A 20,340-nucleotide genomic window follows, 5' to 3' on the forward strand; every position below is an offset into this window, starting at 1 on the left:
TATTAACTAATTGAATCTTTTTTAAACCATCTAACTGTGTTAAGGTCATTACTGTTTGCTTCCATTGTTATCTCTTCTGCACTTCTATTTTCCTGTTCGAAGGGTAAGGATTCTTCTTCATCGCCCCAGGGGCCTTCATCTTCTACTATAGATGTCTATATAGCGGGTGCTCGGGGTAATGCTGCCTGTTACTGGAAGAACGGCGTCCAGACCGTGCTTGTTGCCCCTAATACAGATCGCTCTTTGGCATATGACATTGCTGTATCCGGATCGGATGTTTATGTTGTTGGGCATATCTTGTCCGACGCAATAATTTGGAAGAATGGCATTGTAACGAAGTTGAACCAAAATGCTCTTCCAGCCAAAGCCCGTGGAGTTGCATTAAATGGAAGTGATGTTTACATATCAGGCGAGGACTACAATAGTAGTAGAGTTGTGTATTGGAAAAATGGTTTAACTACCGCACTTGGCTCGCTTGTGGGTAAAGACCCAACCCGTGGAAATTACATAGGGGTATACGGATATGACATGGCGGTGACGGGAAACGATGTGTATGTTGTTGGAGACACTGCTCAAAAAGCAATATACTGGAAAAATGGGATAGGGACCATGCTTTCTGCTAATAACGCTTATGGCACAGCAACGGCAATCGTACTTTCCAACAAAGATGTTTACATTTCAGGAGTAGAAGATGGAAACGCGGTATATTGGAAAAACGGGGTGAAAATAGTATTGTCAACACAAAACTCTGGAGCATATGGCATTGCTGTTTCAGGCAATGATGTATATGTTGCAGGCAACGATTCGAGTGACCCCGTGTATTGGAAAAACGGCGTAAAAACAATCTTGCCCGGTGGTAGTCCATTAGGCTCTGCGCATGCAAATGCGATTGCGATAGATGGTGCAGATGTTCATGTTGTCGGTTCTGCCGGAGTGCCTGTTTACTGGAAGAATGGGATTTTAACCGTACTGCCTGGAGCCAATGGAGCTTCTGCGGCAAGTGCAATAAAGATCGTTAGGTACTAACAGGTTAGATACGCTGGAAAATTGTAAGAGGTTCTGGCAAATTTCATGCGGTGCATTAACTACTATTGCTGTTGGTTAATGGCTTTTTAGTTACTCAAACTTAAATCCATGCTTGGGATATGTGCTGCTTACCCATTTAATCGAATAATTGATCGAATAACTGTAGGTATGTTCTTTTTCTTTATTTCTGTTTCAGGGGCTAATTCAAATAATACAGCTTGCCATTCCATAATAACTGAAATAGGGAGAGGAACCAGCAATATTCATTTATCCCCTAAACCCCAAACGCTCTTCCACCTCTTTGGGCAATTGCGGCAGGCGGCTTCGTTCCATTAAAAACGATGTGAGTTGTGCAAATTCTTTGAAGATGTAATGCTTGTCGGCGGCGCTTTTCAGGTAGTCGCGGCCGGTGCTGCCGCCGGTACCTACACGGGTGCCAATCATGCGGTGTACCATGTTCATGTGGCGGTGGCGCCAGATGCTCAGGCCTTCGTCCAGCTCCAGTAATAAATTGATCAATTGAAAGGGTAGGTGCAGCAGCGGATAACCACGATACAGCATGATGAACAGTGCCGCACGGTTGGCAGCTGCAGATAGTGAGCCTTCATTTCCCCCTTCAAAAAAATGGACTTCAAAGTATTTTAGGTTATCTTTTTCCAGTTCCGAAAGACTGCCCGAATAAGCCTGCCTGTATTCTTCCCAAAAGCCTGCATACCACACGGGCATACGCTCCAGCCACCCATTTACCAATTGCAGCAGCGATTGTTCTCGTTCGCCTTCTTTAATCAGTTGCACATGTTCAGGCTTCAGTTGCGCAGTATAGTATTCTTGTCCGTGTCGGTGTTCAAACTTCAGCCCCAACTTGGCTTCCAGCAGCTTAAACTGCCAGCTTTGAAAACCTGATGCCGGCCGTAGGTCGTCGCGGAAATCCAGGAAATCCATAGGCGTCATGGTTTCCAGTACATCAATCTGCTGGATCAGCACTTTCAGAATAGTGCCCATGCGGGCCAGGCGGTGCGTTACGGTTTGCAGTTCCGGTGAGTTGTCGTTTAGTGCAGGCTTGCGCATTGTGTGCAGCACCGAGTCCAACTCAAAATGCAGTTGCTTGAACCAAAGCTCATATGCCTGGTGAATAACAATAAACAGCATTTCATCATGCGCTGGGCGGCCATGCTTTTCACTTTCCAGGTGCTGTGCATTGAGGATGGCATCGAGCTGCAGGTACTCGTGGTAGTGCACGGCGGGCTTGCCCTCAGGTTTGTCGTTGTACATAGGAAGATATTCTGGAAATGATTTGAACCACAAAGACACGAAGGGCACAAAGTTGCACAAAGAAATCCCTTCGTGAACCTTACTTCCTCCGTGCCTTTGTGGTTCAAAAAAGTGGTTCAAAAGCTATTCAAACTCGTAGCCAATGTCCTTGCGGAAATACATGCCTTCGAAGCTAACCCCTGCCAGCCGGTCTTTGCTTTTGGCAACGGCTTCGGCAACGGTATTGCCAAACGATGTAACGCACAATACACGGCCGCCGCTGGTTACAATGCTGCCATCTTTATCAGCCGTGCCGGCATGAAACAGCAACGTGTCTTCCGCGCTATTTTGCAAACCATCTATTGCAAAACCTTTTGCATAATCACCGGGATAGCCGCCGCTCACAGCCATTACAGTGGTGGCAAAACGCGGGTCTTTTTGTATCGAAATGCCTTCCAATTTTTGCTGGGCAGCAGCAGTAAGCAAATGGACCAAATCGTTTTGCAGCCGCGGCATCACCACTTCGGTTTCGGGGTCGCCCATGCGGCAGTTGTATTCAATCACCATTGGCTCGTCGCCCACTTTTATCAGGCCAAAAAATACAAAGCCTTTATAATCGAACGCTTCTTTTGCCAAGCCATTAATGGTAGGCTCCACCACTTTGGTAATCACCTTTTGCATAAACGCATCATCGGCAAAAGGCACGGGGCTTACGGCGCCCATACCACCGGTGTTGAGGCCACTGTCGCCTTCCCCAATACGCTTGTAATCTTTTGCTTCGGGTAGCAGCACATAGTGCCGGCCGTCGGTTAGCGCAAACACCGACAACTCGATGCCGCTCAGGAATTCTTCCACCACCACCTTGCTACTGGCAGCACCAAATTTTGCCTGCTGAATCATTTGCGTAAACTCCGAAAGCGCTTCTTCATGCGTGGTGCAAATAAGCACGCCCTTGCCTGCGGCCAGTCCGTCGGCCTTGAGCACCACGGGTAGCTTTTGCGCTTTAATGTATTCAAGACCTGCTTCAAAATTATCGCCCGTAAACTCGCCATAAGCTGCGGTAGGTATGCCGTGGCGCTGCATGAATGCTTTGGCAAATGCCTTGCTGCCTTCAAGCTGCGCGGCGTATTGGTCGGGGCCAATGATCAGCAGTTGCTGTAAGGATGCGTCGGCTTTCAATTCATTTACCATACCTTTTACCAACGGCTCTTCGGGCCCGATCACTACCATGTTGATGGCATTGTCGGTGCAGCATTTTTTAATGGCTGCAAAATCGGTTGCTGCAAAAGGCAGGTTGGTGCCGCACTGCGCGGTGCCGGGGTTGCCGGGGGCAATAAACAGGCTGCTGCAGTTGGGACTTTGTGCCATTTTCCAGGCCAGCGCATGTTCGCGGCCACCCGAGCCGAGGAGGAGGATGTTCATGTGGTGATAGTTGTAAAAGTTCACGCGTTCACGGGTTCACAAGTTGTTGGGACCACAGTTAACTCGTGAACCCGTGAACCGGCAAACCCGTGCAATTTTTTCCGCTGGCGAATATCGCCCAATCTGATTAAAGAAGCCCGTGCTGATCGCGGAACCTTCATTTTTCTGTACTTTGGAAACTTTATTTACCGCCGAGTTTACGGCTTGCTTATTAAATTATGAATACCACTACTGAGAACATGGGGGGCGGCAAGGGCCATCCCAAGGGACTGTACGTACTCTTTGCCACCGAAATGTGGGAGCGCTTCAACTACTATGGCATGCGTGCCATCCTCATCTTGTTTATGACCAAGGCGCTCCTGTATGAAGACGGTTTTGCCTCTAACCTGTACGGATCATATACGGGCTTGGTTTACCTAACTCCGCTTATCGGCGGCTATATTGCCGACCGCTACTGGGGCAACAAACGCTCCATCATTGTGGGCGGTTTGCTCATGGCCATCGGCGAATTCATCTTATTCTTTTGCGGCTCGCTGGTGGATGGTACCGGCGAGGTAAGTGGCCTGGCCACGCTGTTGTTCTTTTCCGGGTTGGGTTTTATGATCACCGGAAACGGTTTTTTTAAACCCAATATTTCCTCGCTGGTAGGCCAGCTATACCCCAAGGGCGACCGGCGCATTGATGCGGCGTACACCATTTTTTACATGGGCATCAACGTAGGTGGCATGCTGGGGCCATTTGTGTGCGGCCTTGTGGGCGACACCGGAAACCCTGCCGATTTTAAATGGGCATTCCTCGCTGGTGGCATCGGTATGCTCATTTCGGTTATCATTCAAAAAATTTACCAGGATAAATACATGGTGGCTCCAGACGGTACGCCTCTGGGTGATGTACCCGGGCAGGCACTCGCCATTGATGCTGCGGGTAAAAACATTGCAGTGCCCCAAACTAAAACTGTTTGGAACAACCCCATTGCCATTGTGATCGGGTTGCTGCTGATGGCCGGGCTGTTCATTGGTATGTTGTATGTTGATGCCAATGTATTTGGCTACCTGCTGTACCTGATGATTGCGGCAGTGCTGTTTATTGCTTTTGTGATTTTTACCGACAAAAGCCTGGACGCCGGAGAAAAAAGCCGCGTGGCGGTCATCTTCATCGTTTCGTTCTTCGTGGTGTTTTTCTGGAGTGCATTTGAGCAGGCGGGTGCTTCGCTCAACCTGTTTGCCGACCGCCAAACCAACCGTGATCTTGGGTTCTTTACCGTGCCGGCTTCCTGGTTCCAGTCGCTTAACTCCGCATTTGTAGTGTTGTTTGCACCGGTGTTTGCATGGCTGTGGATCAAGTTGGGCCGCCGCGAACCATCGGCGCCTACCAAAATGGCCATTGGCCTTGCACTACTGGCAATAGGTTACCTCTGGATTGGTTATGGCGTAAAAGATGTAAGCCCCGATATGAAGGTGAGCATGATCTGGCTGGTGGGTATGTATATGCTGCATACCTGGGGTGAACTTTGCCTGTCGCCCATTGGTCTTTCGCTGGTAAACAAACTGGCGCCGCTCAAGTTTGCATCCCTGCTGATGGCTGTGTGGTTCCTGGCCAATGCATTTGCCAACAAACTGGCTGGTGTGCTCAGTGCACTGTCGCCCACCGATGGCCGCACCACTTCGGTGCTGGGCTACGAAATGAACAACATGTACGATTTCTTTATGCTGTTTGTAGTAATGGCTGGTGTTGCATCGGTTATCCTGATGCTGCTCACCAAAAAGCTGCAGCAAATGAGTAAATAAGAATTTGTTATTGATAAGTACTTAAAACGGCGACTGCATTGCAGTCGCCGTTTTTTAATTATGAGGATAAACGATTCCGTATGAGCAAAATTCGAATTGTTGTTTTGCCGAACAATGATCTGCTGCACTTCACCACAGTACCACCACAACGTAATCAAGGCGCTATCCCGAAATCAGGTTGTCATTTGATTTCGGGCCTGCTTTTTTGTTACTTTTTTGCAGGAGCAAAAAAGTAAATGCAGATACTTCGAACAACGTAAGTTTTAAAGCATTTAAAATATGCCTCAAGGCTTACTCAAAAAAGTAAGCGGCTCACTGGTGCCCTGCAATGTCAGGTAAACGGCCTCCGTGCCATTCGGTTCCCTGCCCCTGATGTATGTATAAGTGCCCCCTTTCAACTCCGAAGGCATCATGTCCCGTTCCTCCAAAACCGTTGTGCCGCGGGTTCTTTTATAGTGCGACTGGTAAGGATGCGTTTTAATAGTGCCGGTTGCTCTATTTACTTCCACGGTTCCCTTCGTTACCGATTGCTGAAATGTGTTGCCGCCACCACCGGCAACAGAGGCCGTAAAATATTGTTCATACGTCCCGTTTTCAAAAAAGCGAAAAGCCATGGCAATAGAAAATGCATTCCCCATATAAGAGGATGGGTTTTGGCTCCAGTATTCCGTCATTGAAAACTGGCCAAACATCCAGGTGCCGCGCAGTTCGGCAGGTACGCTGGTGCGGGGCAGGTCGTCGGGCATGGAGCCATCGCTTTCTTTTTCACAGGATACTAATGCCAAGGTCAGCAGGAGCAGTGTAAATAAAAAGGTCTTTTTCATTGTTGGTTAAGTTTTGGTTTGTACAGCAAAGAAAAGATGCGGGTAATGCGGTGTCAATTGCAGCCTTGATGAATTGCGCAAAAATGGACCGGAAGCCTCCTTTTGGCCGGATGCAGTGCATGCAACAACACTACAGCGGATTGATTACTTTAGCCAAAATCAACCTGCTGCTCATGACGCCCAATACCTTTCAGCCCTTTGTGCCGGCCGAAAAAAAGATGAAGGAATTTACCCTCAAAGCCATCCTGCTCGGCTGCTTGTTTGGGGTGCTTTTTGGCGCTGCCACCGTGTACCTGGCCCTGCGTGCCGGGCTTACCGTTTCGGCTTCCATACCCATTGCGGTGATTGCCATTACGGTGGGCCGCTGGCTGTTTAAAACCACCATTTTAGAAAACAACATCATTCAAACCACGGGCTCGGCCGGCGAAAGCATCGCCGCCGGTGTGGCCTTCACACTGCCTGGGTTTTTGTTCCTTTCCATTGGCATGGACGGCCGCAGCGTGGGTGCCAATTATTTTGATTATGTAACCATTTTTGTGTTGGCCATTGTGGGAGGTGTGCTGGGCACGTTGATGATGATTCCGCTGCGGCGCACCCTTATTGTGCAGGAACATGGCGTGCTGCCTTACCCCGAAGGAACGGCCTGTGCGGCTGTATTAAAAGCTGGTGAAAGGGGCGGCAATTTTGCTAAAACTGCTTTTTACGGGCTGGGCGTTGCGGTGGCTTATGCATTCCTGCAACGCATCCTGCGGGTGGTGGCCGAAGCACCAGTGTATATGACCGATTTCCGCAACCGCTATTTTCCATCGGCAAATGTGTCGGCCGAAATAACACCGGAGTACCTGGGTGTGGGTTATATCATCGGGCCGAAGATCAGCGGCATATTGGTGGCTGGTGGCGTGTTGAGCTGGCTGGTGTTGAATCCACTTTTGGCTTCCATCATTGATCCGTCTTTGATTGCAGCGCAGTTGGTAAAACTGGGTTACCTGAAAGATGTAGCCACTGCCGGCGGCCCCGGCGGGTGGGATCCCACCACGCGGGTGTTTGCCGATACCGGCTCGGCGCTGTACCGTGCTTATATCCGGCAGATTGGTGCGGGTGCAGTGGCAGCAGGTGGTTTTATTACGTTGCTTAAAACCATTCCCACTATTATTTCTTCTTTCAAAAGCAGCCTAGGTGGCGTTAAAAAAACCGACACATCTGAGGCGGTGGCCCGCACCGACCGCGACCTCGATATCCGCGTGGTGTTGTTTGGGTCAATTGCACTTATTGTGCTCATTGCGGTGCTGCCCATGATACCGGGAAATACGGTTTGGAACAAACTGCTCATCGGCATTTTAGTGGTCATTTTCGGGGCGTTTTTTGTAACGGTGGCTTCACGTATTGTGGGTCTTATTGGTTCATCCAACAGCCCGGTTTCGGGTATGACCATCGCTACCATTTTAGCAACGGCGCTGTTGTTTATTTCCATTGGGTGGAGCGGCAAAGTGTACGAGCCAATGGTGCTGGTAGTGGGCGGCATTATTTGTATTGCTGCAGCCAACGCTGGTGCTACTTCGCAGGATTTAAAGACTGGTTATATTGTTGGTGCAACCCCACGTTACCAACAGCTTGCCTTGTTCATTGGTGCTATTGTTTCTTCTATTGCCATTGGCGTTACCGTAAAAGTGCTCGATAATCCCACGCAGGAAATGCTGGCGCAGGGCATTACACACGCTATTGGTTCGGATAAATATCCCGCACCGCAGGCTACATTGATGGCCACGTTAATCCGTGGTGTGCTTTCGTTCAACCTCGACTGGCAGTTTGTCTTTGTGGGCGTGTTCCTGGCTATTGTGATGGAGTTGTGCGGCATCAAGTCGCTTTCGTTTGCCGTAGGCGCTTACCTGCCGCTGGCTACCACGCTGCCCATCTTTGCTGGCGGCCTCATCAAAGGCATTGTGGAGCGTAAAAATAAAGTGGCAAACCCCGAAGAAGAAGACCTGGGCCGCGGCAACCTGTTTGCCACCGGGCTGGTGGCAGGCGGTGCCTTGTTTGGTGTGGTGGTGGCTTTCCTGCAGGCTTTTCCCTCTTCGGAGCGGGGCTTGCAGGCCATTAGCATGGAAGAAGGATTGATCCATAGCCTGGGGCAGGGCGGATACTATATTTTAGGCGTTGCTTTTTTCCTGGTCATGTGTGTGCTGCTGTACCGTACGGCAAAACGAACGGACTGATGCAGCGGTAAAAAGGCAAACTCGCTATCTATCGCAAACGCATAACCGAAAATGGAAAAAGGTGCAGCAGAATGGTTGCACCTTTTTTTAAAACAGTATGATAAGCGCTATTGTTCGGGCACGTTGTGCAAACCAATACGGTTGCCTTCCGTATCAATGAGCACACCCATAAAACCATGCTCTGGCGATATCTCTGTTTTGGGCACCGCAATGCTGCCGCCGGCCGCTTCCACTTTGTCTAAAACCTGCTGCACATCAGGGTTTGCGTTGAGGTAAATGAGCACGCCCTCGGTAGGAGATGACGCATAAAAATCGCCTGCTTTTACCAGTGCGCCACCAACGCCTGTTTGCATGTCTTCAATAGGGAAAGCCCGCATTTGAAAACCGGGCATATCCATCGGGATCAAGTCAATGCCGAAGATTGTTTCGTAAAACCTTTGTGCCCGTTCGAGGTCGGTAACCGGTATCTCAAACCAGCTGATTGCATGGGTAAAACTCATAGAACTGTTTTGATTTTTGGTTTAAGATAGCGATGATTTTTTGAGCCACGAAGGCACTTAGAAAAGAAGGTGCACAAAGCGCCAATGTGTTATCCAGTGTATGCAGCGAGCTTTTTTTTAAATAAAAAACCACCGGCGTAAACCGGTGGTAAACATATAAATGGGTACGGGAATACTATAACGATGCAGTTGCGGGCTCTTGCAATTCTGGAGCATGCATGCCGAAATATTGCGCCTGCTCTACACGCAGCCGGTCAATCAATCGGCCTTCAGGCAGGATCACATCATCGTAGGTTAGCACATCATCTTTAGCAATGTCGCGCTTTAAGATGCAACCCTCTGCAATGCCGATGGGGAGCAGGTTTTCGGCCACTTGTGTGTCTGCATTTTCGCACAGGCCGTAGGTCATATAATGCCCAATGCCGTCAATCACTTCGCCCGCCTTCAGGTCGCGTTTTGCAGCAGTGATCACTTCCACGCAGGGCTTGCCCAGTGGCGTCAGTGCAGCATCCCCAAACAATACAGCGCGGGCTATGGTCAGCGGCACCTCCAGGTGACACAGGTGGTACGGTGTGTAAAAACAATACAACGGACCTTCGCCCATTTTGTAATAATTGAGGTAATGCTTTTGCTTGGGATCTTCCTGTGTGCCCAGCACAAACACACCACCCGCAGGCTCGCTGATGCCCACTACATAATCCACAATACCGGGACCATTCAGCAGGTCTTCATGCGGGTATAAATTTACTACTTCCTTGATGGGTGCACCTGCAGGTGCATGAGGGCCGTGCATGCCGCGTTTGGCCACCCGCATGCCCGTGCCATTGGCTACAATGGCCTGTTCAAAAGAAATCTTGCTGCCGTCGGCAAACGAGGTAACCATGGAGGGCGTTTGTCCCCAGCGCTTGGCAAAGCCTTCCTGCGTGGTGGGGTTGCGGTACGGATCGTGCAGGCCTTTGATGTTGCCGCACAGCACCGGTTTTAACCCGATGGATTGTACATATCGATATAGGTTCATGATCACACCGGGCTGATCGCCATCTACGTTGGTGTATACCACGCCAGCTTTATCGGCATAAACTTTTAAGATGCAACCTACGGTGCCATCCACTTCGGCATCCATCATGATGATGTGTTTGCCGCCCTGGATGGCAGCCAGCGCCACCGTGGCGCCAAACTCCAGCGCACCGGTTACTTCCACCACCGCATCAATGCCCTGTGCTTTGCACACCAGGTTGTAATCGGTGGTGATGCTGTATTTACCTTCCTTTATATTTTGCTCCAGTTCGCTTACGGTGTGCACTTCGGCTACATCGGGCTGGCCCGCTTCGGCATAGAGTTTACGTGCATTATCTGCCGTGCGGTTGGCTACGGCCACCAGTTCCATGCCGGGCACCGACTGAAAGATTTGCAGTGCAATGCCTTTGGCCATAAAACCCGCACCCACCATGGCTACCCGCACCGGGTTGTTGTCGGCGTGCCGTTTGGCCAGCGCCGTATCTATGATGATCATGTTTTTATTTTTTTATAAAAAGCAAATAGCTTTTACGCCCCGGCCACTGTTGCAGCCGCAGCATCAAACAAGGGATATGCCTTGTCTTTTTCCGAAATAATAAGGGGCTCGATGGGCCATTCAATACCAAAGGCAGGATCATCCCAACGGTACCCTTTTTCCGCGCCGGGTGTGTATACTTCTGTTACGTTGTACAGCACTTCGGAGTCGTCTTCCAAAGTAATATAGCTGTGTGCAAATCCTTCGGGTACATACAGCATGCGGTAGTTGTCGGCAGTAAGCTCCACGCCAATCCACTGCTTGTAGGTTTCCGATTCGGGCCGCACATCTACAATCACATCGTAAATAGCGCCACGTGTGCAGCGCACCAGTTTTGTTTCGGCATGTGGCGCCAGTTGCATGTGCAGGCCGCGCAGTGTGCCTTTGTGTTTGTTGCGGCTGATGTTTGCCTGCAAAATATCAGCTTTCAGTCCGTGTGCTTCCCAGCTTTGTTTGTCGAAAGCACGGCTAAAAAAACCGCGGTCGTCTTCCAGCTTTTTTAATTCTATAATAAAAGCGCCTTTTAGCTTTGTTTCGGTAAAGGTCATTTGTTCGCTTATTGTTTTGTTACCGGCAGCACAATTAAAGAGTGCTGGAAGTTTATGCTTCCGAGAGGTATGCGTCGATCTGGCTTTTGGTAAATGCCGCCATATCCTGGGCTCCTTCGGTAAATGTTTTATACCATTGGATGGTTTGCTCAATGGCTGCCTGTGCGCTGTATTTGGGCGTCCATCCCAGTTGCGCCAGTGCCTTGCTGATGTCCAGTTTCAACAAGCCGGCTTCGTGTGGCTGGTTGGCCAGCTGTGGCTTTTCGTAAGTGCCGCTGCCCCATACCTTTAGTGCGGTTTGCACCACGTCTTCTACTTGTTTGTTGTCGTCGGCCAGGGGACCAAAGTTCCAGGCACCCATATAGCGCAGCGGCTCTTTGGCCAGCCGGGCACCCAATAGCAGGTAGCCACCCAGTGGCTCCAGCACATGCTGCCAGGGCCGCACTGCTGCGGGGTTGCGCACCACTACGGGTTTACCTGCTTGCAGTGCCCGCACAATGTCGGGCACAATTCGGTCGGCCGACCAGTCGCCACCGCCAATAACATTACCGGCACGGGTGCTGGCAATTGCTTTTTGGTGCTGTGCAAAATCTTTGGGGTTAAAAAAAGATTGCGTGTAGGAGTGGATCACTACTTCGGCGCAGGCCTTGCTGGCGCTGTACGGATCGTAGCCGCCCAGGCGATCGGTTTCGCGGTAGGGATAGATCCATTCCTTATTTTCATACACTTTATCAGTGGTAATGAGCACCACCACGCAGGGCTTATCCAACTGTCGCACTGCATCCAGCACATAGGCCGTGCCCATGGCGTTTACGGCAAAAGTTTCGGAAGGTATTTCGTACGAAAGTTTTACCAGCGGTTGTGCCGCCAGGTGAAAAATAAAATCAGGACGGAACTCGAGGATGGCCGCTTTTATTTTTGCTGCATCGGTAATGTCGGCTATTTCCGAATGGCAAAGCGCATCGCCGTCAATGAGGTGGTAGAGGTCTTTGTCGGTTTTTGGCGGCAATGCATAGCCGCGAACTTCGGCACCCAGGGAGTGCAGCCACTGCAGCATCCACGAGCCTTTGAATCCGGTATGGCCGGTGAGGAATACCTTTTTGCCGGCATAAGTTTCTTTTAACTGAGCAACATCCATTGGTACAAATTATAGCAAAATGGGCCGCCGTGGGGCAGCGGGGTGTTCGGGTTTGGGAGTAATGCGGTGGAGCGTGTTCAATAGCTCTTGATACAGTGCTTGCAAGTAAAAATTTACCTACAGCCACTGTATTAAAAAGCGGGGGTTACAGTTCCGTTAGGCACTGTAACCCATTTTTTACCGCTGTATGGCGTGTTGTGTATTGTTGATAATGTCGTACCAGGGCGCTGTGCCTTTTTGCCACATTTCTTCCAGCACCTGCTTATCGCGCAGGGTATCCATGGGTTGCCAGAAACCGGTGTGGCGGTAAGCTGAGAGTTCGCCTTCTTTGGCCAGTGCTTCCAGGGGCTCTTTTTCCCATGTAGTGTCGTCATCGGCAATGTAGTCGATCACTTCGGGCTCCAGTACAAAAAAGCCGCCGTTGATCCAGGGCATTTCGTGGCCATTGGGCTTTTCTTTAAAGCTGTCGATCTTGGTATCTTCTGTCGACAGGTTGAAGGCGCCAAAGCGGCCAGGCTGCTGCACTGCGGCCAGTGTAGCCAGGGTACCCTGCTGGCGGTGATATGCAATGGATTCGGAGATGTTGATATCGCTAACCCCGTCGCCGTAGGTCATGCAAAAAGTTTCGTTGCCGATATAATCTTTTACGCGGCGCAGGCGGCCCCCGGTCATGGAGTTGTGGCCGGTATGTACCAGGGTCACGGTCCAGGGTTCGGTGGTGCTTTTGTGCACATCCATGCTGTTGTTGCGCATGTCGAAGGTTACATCGGAATTATGCAGGTAATAGTTGGCAAAATACTCTTTGATCATGTGGCCCTTGTATCCCAGGCAAATGATAAAATCGTTGATGCCGTGGGCTGAGTACAATTTCATAATGTGCCACAAAATGGGCTTGCCGCCAATTTCCACCATGGGTTTGGGCCGAACACCACTTTCTTCGCTGATGCGGGTGCCAAAGCCACCTGCTAGGATTACTGCTTTCATAGTTCGCTATTTACGGTTGTTGTTTAGTCTGGTATTGCTGTTTTAGCCGGGTACGGTCGTTGCCTTGCGCCGGGTTTTCAAAACAATGTTGTTGCTGATCAAAGCGGTTGGTGCGGCAATGGGCACAGGCGTTATCGAAAAGATAAAGACTATGTTATTGGGCACTAGGCCGGCTTTATCTTTCACAGGAAGTGGGTATGGCTTTTGGCATTGGAGAATACAGTTGTATGTTTTGGCTTCACGGGTTAATGGCTGGCCACATACCATTGTGTTTGGTATCACATAAATATTGGTATATGGTAAAATGAAACGTGCTAATCGTAGGAGCTGGATTGTACGGCTTACGTCGTTTGGGTTGTATCAAATGCAAACGACGCATAACGGTTTATAATAACCGGGCCAACCTTGGTCTATCACCGCAATTGACGCGACTAATATAAATACTATTTTAATTGTGGTGGAGAAAACTTGTTTTATATCTGTAAAATATTGGAACTGAGCTTTAAATAAGCTTCGCTAAAGCGTAGGTGCTCCTGTTGGGCCGGTTACTTTTTTACTTAAAAATGGGTGTGCTGTATAACAAAAGCCTGTAAATATTTGTAGCATGAACTAACGGGGCTAACTATCCGCTTTGGCTGCCGCAGCCACGTTTTTGTGTAACCGCCACAAAAATTTGCGGAACAATTTCACCGGTGCCCCGTTCATTGTTGCTTGTCTGCCGGGTCGCCATCCAGTTTTTTCTGCAGGCGCTTTACCCGCTCCATCAGCTCGCTTCGCTTGGCGCTGGTTTGTTCGGCCTGTGCGGCTAATTTTATTACCAGGTATAATACAATCATACCTAGCGTCAGTAAAATGACGGTACCGGAATGGTCCATAATTAAGTGCAGCATAAGAGCGGTTGGTTGGTAGGCAGCAGGCAAATGGTTTTTCTTCAATACAAACCGCTCCGGATCACACTCACAAATGCCTGCAAGGGGTTAAAGATGATTGCAAACGTTTGGGTACTTTGGCATATTATGACTTTACCATGTTTTAACATATGCCGTTGAAAACCGACAGCCGCAGTTTTATGGGCTGTATACCTTTTGTATTGTTACATTGCAGCGCTGAAATGGAGCGGTAAGGGCATAAAAAAAGCCTCGCAAGCTTTTTGCTTGCAAGGCCTTTTAACTGCTGTAGGGGGAGGGCTCGAACCTCCACGGGGCAATTAGGAACGGGACAGCGCTTGGTGGTCAACCCCTGTCGGAACAAACCGGCTATATCCTGACTTTATCTTGTGATCCCCACCCCCGAGACAAGAGGGCATGTCTGCCGAAAATTTCATCACCCCACAGTATGGTGTGTTGCTCGATCAATGAACTAACAGGCACAAAACTAATGGAACGGCCCATTATTTCAAAATTTTTCAACAAAAAATAAATAAATTTAGATGAAATTTAAAAAATATTACTTTTGTTGCAATACATTCAAAACAACTATTTGTAATGGCTGCTAATTTGAATATCGACAAATTGGACCTGCAAATCATTCAGCACCTGATGCAGGACGCCAATATTTCTTACGCCGACCTGGGCAAAAAGCTGTTTGTGTCGCCCGGCACCGTGCATGTACGCATTAAAAAGCTGCAGGACAACGGTATTGTAAACGGCACCCGCCTGCATGTAGACCTGAAAAAGCTAGGCTACGATGTAATAGCGTTTATCGGTATTTACCTCGAAAAAAGCTCGCTGTACGATGTAGTAGCGAAAGAGCTGCGCAAGATCCCTGAAATCGTTCGGATGAACTACACCACAGGCAACTATAGCATTTTTGCCGAGATCGTTTGCAAAGACATTGCGCAGCTCCGCGCCGTGCTCCACGACCAGATGCAAAAGGTTAAAGGCATCGAACGCACCGAAACTTTTATTTCACTAGAAGAAAGCCTGAACCGCAGCGTACAGGTAACGGTGGAAGAGTAGGGGATGAGGGATGATAGATGATGGATGACAGGGAGTGATTTCGAAAAAATATTGCTTTCCTTTTGGTAAACACTATCATCTACCATCCATCATCTATCATCTGCTTTTCACATCCACCGCATCGCGCAATCCATTGCCCAGCAGGTTAAAAGCCAGTACTACCAACATGATAGCAAAACCCGGTGCCAATGCCAGCGCCGGGTTTTGTGTGATGATGAAGTTGTAGTTCTCGCGGATCATCAATCCCCAGCTGGGTTGCGGCGGCTGCACCCCCACACCCAAAAAGCTCAGTCCCGCCTCAATAACAATAGCCGATGCAAAATTGGAGGCCGCAATCACCAGCACCGGCCCCATGATGTTGGGCAAAATATGCCGGACAATGATGCGGGCATTGCCAAAACCCAGCACCCGGGCGGCTTCCACGTATTGCAGTTCGCGGGTGGCCAGCACCTGTCCCCGCACCAGCCGCGCCACGCCCACCCACATGGTCAGCCCTACGGCCACAAATACCTGCCAAAATCCTTTGCCGAGCAGCAGCGTTACCGCAAACACCAGCAGCAGGGTAGGAATACTCCACACCACGTTTACCAGCCATTGCACCAGCGCATCGGTGCGGCCGCCAAAATAGCCGCCCACCGCCCCCAGCGAAATACCCAATAGCAGTGAAATGATGACCGTAACCAGTCCCACACCTAGGCTTACCCGGGTGCCAATGAGGAGGCGGCTCCAGATATCGCGGCCAAATTTGTCGGTGCCCAGCCAAAAAGTTTGCATTTGGGTAAGCTGCGGCGCCAGCTGGTTGCGGCTATAACGCAAGTTTTCCGTTAAGCCTTCATCCACGTAGCGGGCGGCTGTCACCGAATCGCCGTTGATAGAAAAGTCAGTTATGGGCACATATTGGTAAACATCTGGGCGGCCGTGTAGCAGCCTTGTAAAGAAGTTGGGTTGTTGGGGTGAGCCTTCTTTTTTTACCAATAAAAACTGCTGGCGGTAGCCGGGCTTTTGCCCGCCAATTTCCAGCGTCATGCGGTTGGCGTAAGGGCTGCCATCTGGGGCTAGCAGGTATGCAAAAAGGGCCAGAAAAATAATGACGGAAATAAAGATCAACCCAATCATGGCGCCCCGGTTTGCCCGAAACCGTTTCCACGTTTTGTTGCGAACAAATGAACCGCCGTCATTCATGTTGGAAAGATAAGGGCTTTGCCGGCCACTGAAAACCGGTTTGGCTGGGCGGCTGGGTAATGGGCTTTTTTAAAATGAAATGGTGGCTATTGTGTGCTTCGCCCTTTCCATTGGTATCTGCGGCCGCGGCTGGCTATGCCAATGGCGATGGTGTAAACAATATGCAGCGGTTGCAGCAACGGGAAAAATATAAGGTAGCGGCTGCCGCCAAAAAACTGCGTGGCGGGCAAGAGTAGCAATAATTCGGCAGCGGTTTTTACACCCAAAAATACCCAAAGCAGCAGCCATACGGCTTTTCCTGCAAGGGCGCAAATGAGCAGCACCACCGCCCACAAATTAAAACTGTACACAAAAAATAGGGCAGCCGTTACCCGCCAGTCCTGGTAATGGGTGGCCTTACTGCTCCAGCGGATGCGTTGCTGCCAAAAGGCTTTCCAAGTAGGCATGGCAGGCGTGGGCATAATGGCTTCCCTGCTTTTGAGGTAATGCACCCGCTGCGGATCCTGTTGCCATATTTTATACATCAGCAGCATATCATCGCCGGAGGCTACGGTATCAATACCCTTAAAGCCGCCCACTGCTGCAAACGCTTGTTGCTCGTAAGCCAGGTTGGCGCCGTTGCACATGCTGTGGGCGCCGGCCTGCACGCTGGCCGCGGTAATGGCCTGCAGCATCGTAAAATCCAGCATCTGGAAGACGCCTGTAAGTGTAGGCGCTGTTTGCAGCACCACCGGCGCAGCTATAAAGGCAGCGCTTTTTTGGTTGTAAAATGCCAGCATCTGCTCCAGCCAGCGCGGCGGCGGCACACAATCAGCATCGGTAATGGCCAGCAGCGGCCCGCGGGCTGCGGCTACCCCAGCCTCAATGGCTTTTTTCTTTGATGAAAGCTGCTGCGGCACTGCGGGCTGAATAACGCTAAACCGGATATTGCAATAGGGTTGGAGCAAGGCCGATGTTGCATCGGTGGAGTAGTCGTCCACTATAATCACCTCAAACTGCTGCTGCGGAAGGCTTTGGTTGGCTAAGGCCGCAACGAGTTGGGGGATGTTGGCTTCTTCATTTCGGGCAGCAACAATTACCGACACAAACCCTTGTGGGTTTGCACCTGTGTTGGTTTCAAAAAGTGGCACCTGCAGCCAGTAATAAAAATAATAGCCAAACAGTGAGGCGTAAATGACCAGGAAGATAATGGTAAGCCAAAGCAGCATGGAGCGGCAAAACTAAGCAAGCAACGGGAGTGTTCTACAATTACAAAAGCGTTCTGTTTGTACAACTACTTTTTTCAGTCGTCCTTATTGTTACACCATTCCTTTCCATTTTAAAGCGGTTTGCATCCACATTTTACAGCATTGCCAAATATTTGTTGGAGTGCTTGTTCATTTTAAAAAAATACCTAACTTGGAATGGTTGTTTAAACAACCGTATGCAAAACAACCAATTTAAAAAAGGCGAATTATACAGTTTTATCACCGGCAAGGCATCGATTGCCATTGCCCGCAGCCTGCAAAAAAAATTCAATGCCGCAGGCCTGCAACTGACCATTGAGCAGTGGAGTGTTTTGTATCATTTATGGAAAGACGATGGCAAAAGCCAGCAGGACCTGTGCAACGCCACTTTTCGCGATAAACCCAGCATTACCCGCCTAGTAGATAATTTGGAAAAGCTAGGCCTGGTGCAGCGGGTTCCTTCCGACTCGGACCGGCGCATCAATAAGATATATGTAACCAAGGCGGCGCAAAAGCTACAGGAGCAAACCATGCAACTGGCCGAAGAAACCCTGAACGAAGCCCTTTCCGGCGTACCCCCTGAACATGTGAACCTGTGTAAGGAGGTGCTGCAGAAGGTGTATGACAATTTGAAGTAGTCTGAAGACCGATGTCCGAAGTCGGAAGACTGGAATAACAGCCTGAAGCAGTCTTCGGACTTCGGACCTCCGACTTCTGACTTTCCCAACTAACGATTTCTTAAACCTAAAAATAACCACCATGAACACCATACAAGCAACAGCGCTGAAAGGCGGCGAGTGGCTGATCAGGCCCAGCGAACCGGCCAATACCTTCATCCCCGAAGATTTTTCGGAAGAGCAGCGCATGATCCGCGATATGTGCAAACAGTTCCTGGAAACCGAAGTGTGGCCGCAGCTCGATAGGCTGGATGAGTTGGAGCCGGGCCTGATGCGGTCGATGGTTGAAAAAGCCGGCGAGCAGGGATTGCTGGCGGCTTCCTTTCCCGAAGAATATGGTGGCCTGGGTAAAGACTTTGTTACCTCCACCATCATCAACGATTACCTCGGTGCCGGCCACTCTTTTTCCGTGGCGCTGGCGGCACATACCGGCATCGGTACACTGCCCATTTTATATTTTGGAAATGAAGCGCAAAAGGCCAAATACATTCCCAAACTCATCACCGGCGAGTGGGTTGGTGCTTACGGCCTGACCGAGCCCAACAGCGGTTCCGATGCCCTCAGTGCCAAAACTTCGGCCCGCCTCAGCGACGACGGCACGCATTATATTTTAAATGGCCAAAAATGCTGGATCACCAACGGTGGCTTTGCCGATGTGTTCACCGTTTTTGCCAAAATTGACGGCGATAAATTCACCGCATTCATCGTTGAGCGGGGTATGGAGGGGTTCAGCAACGGCCCCGAAGAACACAAGATGGGCATCAAAGGCTCTTCTACCGTGCAACTGTATTTCCAGGATTGCAAGGTGCCCGCCGAAAACGTGCTGGGCGAAATTGGCAAAGGCCATAAAATAGCGTTCAATATCCTCAACATCGGCCGGCTCAAGCTGTGTGCAGCAGCATTGGGTGGGGCCAAAATGGCGGCTTCTATTTCAACACAGTACGCCAACACCCGCGAACAGTTCAAACAGCCCATTGCGGCCTTCGGCGCCATCAAGCACAAGATCGCCGAAATGGCCATCCGCATATTTGCCTCTGAAAGTGCCCTGTACCGCACTGCGCAATGGATTGACGATAAAGAAAAAGAAGCACTGGAAAGCGGCAAGCCTTTTAACGAGGCCCTGCTGGGCGCTGCCGAGGAATACGCCATTGAATGTGCTATCCTAAAAGTGGTGGGCTCTGAGGCGCTGGATTACGTGGTGGACGAAGGTGTGCAAATTCATGGCGGCAACGGCTTTAGTGCGGAGTATAATATTTCCCGTGCTTACCGCGACAGCCGCATTAACCGCATATTTGAAGGCACCAACGAAATCAACCGCCTGCTAACGGTGGACATGACCCTGAAGCGGGCCATGCAGGGCCGCCTCAACCTGATGGGCGCCGCCATGGGCGTGCAAAAAGAGCTGATGTCGATCCCCGAATTTGGCGAAGGCGACGAAGCACCCTTTGCTGCCGAAACAAAGCTGGTGGAAGGCTTTAAAAAATCGGTGTTGCTGGCGGCTGGTGCTGCTGCGCAAAAGCTAATGATGGGCCTCGAAAGCGAGCAGGAAATTTTAATGCACATAGCCGATATGGCGCTGGAAACATTTGTGAGCGAAAGCCTGTTGCTGCGGGTACAAAAACTGGCAGCCGCCGGGGGTGATACACAGGTGTACCAGGATATTTTGGGTTGCTACCTGTACGATGCAGCCGACCGGGTGCTGAAGCACGGCAAAGACGCCATCAATGCATTTGCCGACGGAGATGAACAGCGCATGATGCTGCTGGGCCTGCGCCGCTTTACCAAGGCGCAACCTTATAACAGCAAAGAGGCCCGCCGCCGCATTGCTGCCCGCCTCATTGGCGCCAACGGATACGATTTGTAGTGTTGTAGATTGATAGGGACGGCACACTTTAGGCAGATGAAAACAACCCGTGCCGTTCCAATGTAAGCTGAAGTCACATGAGCCCATCCTAACCCCGGTCGTTGTACCGGGGTTATTGTTTACAATAAACCTGTTGCAGATGGTGATGATTGCTTGTATTATGGGCAAATTCCGTTCTACGGCGATTT

General features: G+C 50.2%; 18 protein-coding genes. 7 read left to right on the forward strand and 11 right to left on the reverse strand.

What is annotated here, in order from left to right:
* The first annotated feature begins 243 nt into the window (after positions 1–243).
* Positions 244–1,026: a hypothetical protein gene (locus EPD17_RS04140; RefSeq protein ID WP_132052019.1), complete on the forward strand. Its 783-nt coding sequence runs from the start codon at positions 244–246 to the stop codon at positions 1,024–1,026.
* A 267-nt stretch (positions 1,027–1,293) separates the two neighbouring features.
* Here the strand turns inward: EPD17_RS04140 and EPD17_RS04145 are convergent, their stop codons facing one another.
* Positions 1,294–2,298 (reverse strand): tryptophan 2,3-dioxygenase, encoded by a 1,005-nt coding sequence (locus tag EPD17_RS04145; RefSeq protein WP_132052021.1) that lies wholly within the window; start codon positions 2,296–2,298, stop codon positions 1,294–1,296.
* A gap of 123 nt (positions 2,299–2,421) precedes the next feature.
* Positions 2,422–3,699 carry a phosphoribosylamine--glycine ligase gene (gene purD, locus EPD17_RS04150; RefSeq protein ID WP_132052023.1) on the reverse strand — a complete coding sequence of 426 codons (1,278 nt, stop codon included), beginning with the start codon at positions 3,697–3,699 and terminating at the stop codon, positions 2,422–2,424.
* A gap of 218 nt (positions 3,700–3,917) precedes the next feature.
* Between purD and EPD17_RS04155 the strand changes: the two genes are divergently transcribed.
* Both EPD17_RS04155 and EPD17_RS19855 read left to right on the forward strand, forming a co-directional pair.
* The gene (locus tag EPD17_RS04155) at positions 3,918–5,486 is read left to right on the forward strand and encodes a peptide MFS transporter (RefSeq protein ID WP_204743292.1); all 1,569 of its coding nucleotides are present in this window, start codon (positions 3,918–3,920) and stop codon (positions 5,484–5,486) included.
* Positions 5,487–5,566: 80 nt separating this feature from the next.
* Positions 5,567–5,722, forward strand: a complete 156-nt coding sequence (locus tag EPD17_RS19855; RefSeq protein ID WP_165929518.1) for a hypothetical protein — start codon at positions 5,567–5,569, stop codon at positions 5,720–5,722.
* A gap of 48 nt (positions 5,723–5,770) precedes the next feature.
* Here EPD17_RS19855 and EPD17_RS04160 read toward each other — a convergent pair whose 3' ends face one another.
* Positions 5,771–6,310, reverse strand: coding sequence for a hypothetical protein (locus EPD17_RS04160; RefSeq protein ID WP_132052025.1), 540 nt, complete (start codon positions 6,308–6,310; stop codon positions 5,771–5,773).
* Between the two features lie 68 nt (positions 6,311–6,378).
* Here EPD17_RS04160 and EPD17_RS04165 point away from each other — a divergent pair, with 68 nt between their 5' ends.
* Positions 6,379–8,523 carry an OPT family oligopeptide transporter gene (locus EPD17_RS04165; protein WP_240040735.1) on the forward strand — a complete coding sequence of 715 codons (2,145 nt, stop codon included), beginning with the start codon at positions 6,379–6,381 and terminating at the stop codon, positions 8,521–8,523.
* Positions 8,524–8,630: 107 nt separating this feature from the next.
* Here the strand turns inward: EPD17_RS04165 and EPD17_RS04170 are convergent, their stop codons facing one another.
* From EPD17_RS04170 to EPD17_RS04195, 6 genes are all read right to left on the reverse strand, one after another.
* Complete coding sequence (locus EPD17_RS04170; protein ID WP_132052027.1) at positions 8,631–9,023, reverse strand: VOC family protein; 393 nt, start codon at positions 9,021–9,023, stop codon at positions 8,631–8,633.
* A 175-nt stretch (positions 9,024–9,198) separates the two neighbouring features.
* Complete coding sequence (locus tag EPD17_RS04175) at positions 9,199–10,536, reverse strand: NAD(P)H-dependent oxidoreductase (RefSeq protein WP_132052029.1); 1,338 nt, start codon at positions 10,534–10,536, stop codon at positions 9,199–9,201.
* Between the two features lie 32 nt (positions 10,537–10,568).
* Complete coding sequence (gene rfbC / locus EPD17_RS04180) at positions 10,569–11,123, reverse strand: dTDP-4-dehydrorhamnose 3,5-epimerase (RefSeq protein WP_114236999.1); 555 nt, start codon at positions 11,121–11,123, stop codon at positions 10,569–10,571.
* 52 nt (positions 11,124–11,175) lie between these two features.
* A complete protein-coding gene (gene rfbG / locus EPD17_RS04185; protein ID WP_132052031.1) occupies positions 11,176–12,261 on the reverse strand; it encodes a CDP-glucose 4,6-dehydratase in 1,086 nt (361 codons plus the stop codon).
* A 177-nt stretch (positions 12,262–12,438) separates the two neighbouring features.
* On the reverse strand, positions 12,439–13,245 hold the full coding sequence (gene rfbF, locus EPD17_RS04190; protein ID WP_114237001.1) for a glucose-1-phosphate cytidylyltransferase: 807 nt from the start codon (positions 13,243–13,245) through the stop codon (positions 12,439–12,441).
* Between the two features lie 701 nt (positions 13,246–13,946).
* Complete coding sequence (locus EPD17_RS04195; RefSeq protein ID WP_132052033.1) at positions 13,947–14,135, reverse strand: membrane protein insertase YidC; 189 nt, start codon at positions 14,133–14,135, stop codon at positions 13,947–13,949.
* A 594-nt stretch (positions 14,136–14,729) separates the two neighbouring features.
* Here EPD17_RS04195 and EPD17_RS04200 point away from each other — a divergent pair.
* Positions 14,730–15,203, forward strand: a complete 474-nt coding sequence (locus tag EPD17_RS04200; protein ID WP_114237004.1) for an Lrp/AsnC ligand binding domain-containing protein — start codon at positions 14,730–14,732, stop codon at positions 15,201–15,203.
* A gap of 96 nt (positions 15,204–15,299) precedes the next feature.
* Here EPD17_RS04200 and EPD17_RS04205 read toward each other — a convergent pair whose 3' ends face one another.
* Together EPD17_RS04205 and EPD17_RS04210 are read right to left on the reverse strand one after the other, a co-directional pair.
* Positions 15,300–16,319, reverse strand: a complete 1,020-nt coding sequence (locus EPD17_RS04205; RefSeq protein WP_240040736.1) for an ABC transporter permease — start codon at positions 16,317–16,319, stop codon at positions 15,300–15,302.
* A 152-nt stretch (positions 16,320–16,471) separates the two neighbouring features.
* Positions 16,472–17,593: a glycosyltransferase gene (locus EPD17_RS04210; protein WP_132052037.1), complete on the reverse strand. Its 1,122-nt coding sequence runs from the start codon at positions 17,591–17,593 to the stop codon at positions 16,472–16,474.
* A 215-nt stretch (positions 17,594–17,808) separates the two neighbouring features.
* Between EPD17_RS04210 and EPD17_RS04215 the strand changes: the two genes are divergently transcribed.
* Positions 17,809–18,249 carry a MarR family winged helix-turn-helix transcriptional regulator gene (locus EPD17_RS04215; protein ID WP_132052039.1) on the forward strand — a complete coding sequence of 147 codons (441 nt, stop codon included), beginning with the start codon at positions 17,809–17,811 and terminating at the stop codon, positions 18,247–18,249.
* Between the two features lie 121 nt (positions 18,250–18,370).
* Positions 18,371–20,152: an acyl-CoA dehydrogenase family protein gene (locus tag EPD17_RS04220; RefSeq protein WP_132052041.1), complete on the forward strand. Its 1,782-nt coding sequence runs from the start codon at positions 18,371–18,373 to the stop codon at positions 20,150–20,152.
* Positions 20,153–20,340: the final 188 nt, after the last annotated feature.

Source organism: Pseudocnuella soli (genome assembly GCF_004347775.1).
Lineage (GTDB): Bacteria > Bacteroidota > Bacteroidia > Chitinophagales > Chitinophagaceae > Flavisolibacter > Flavisolibacter aquaticus.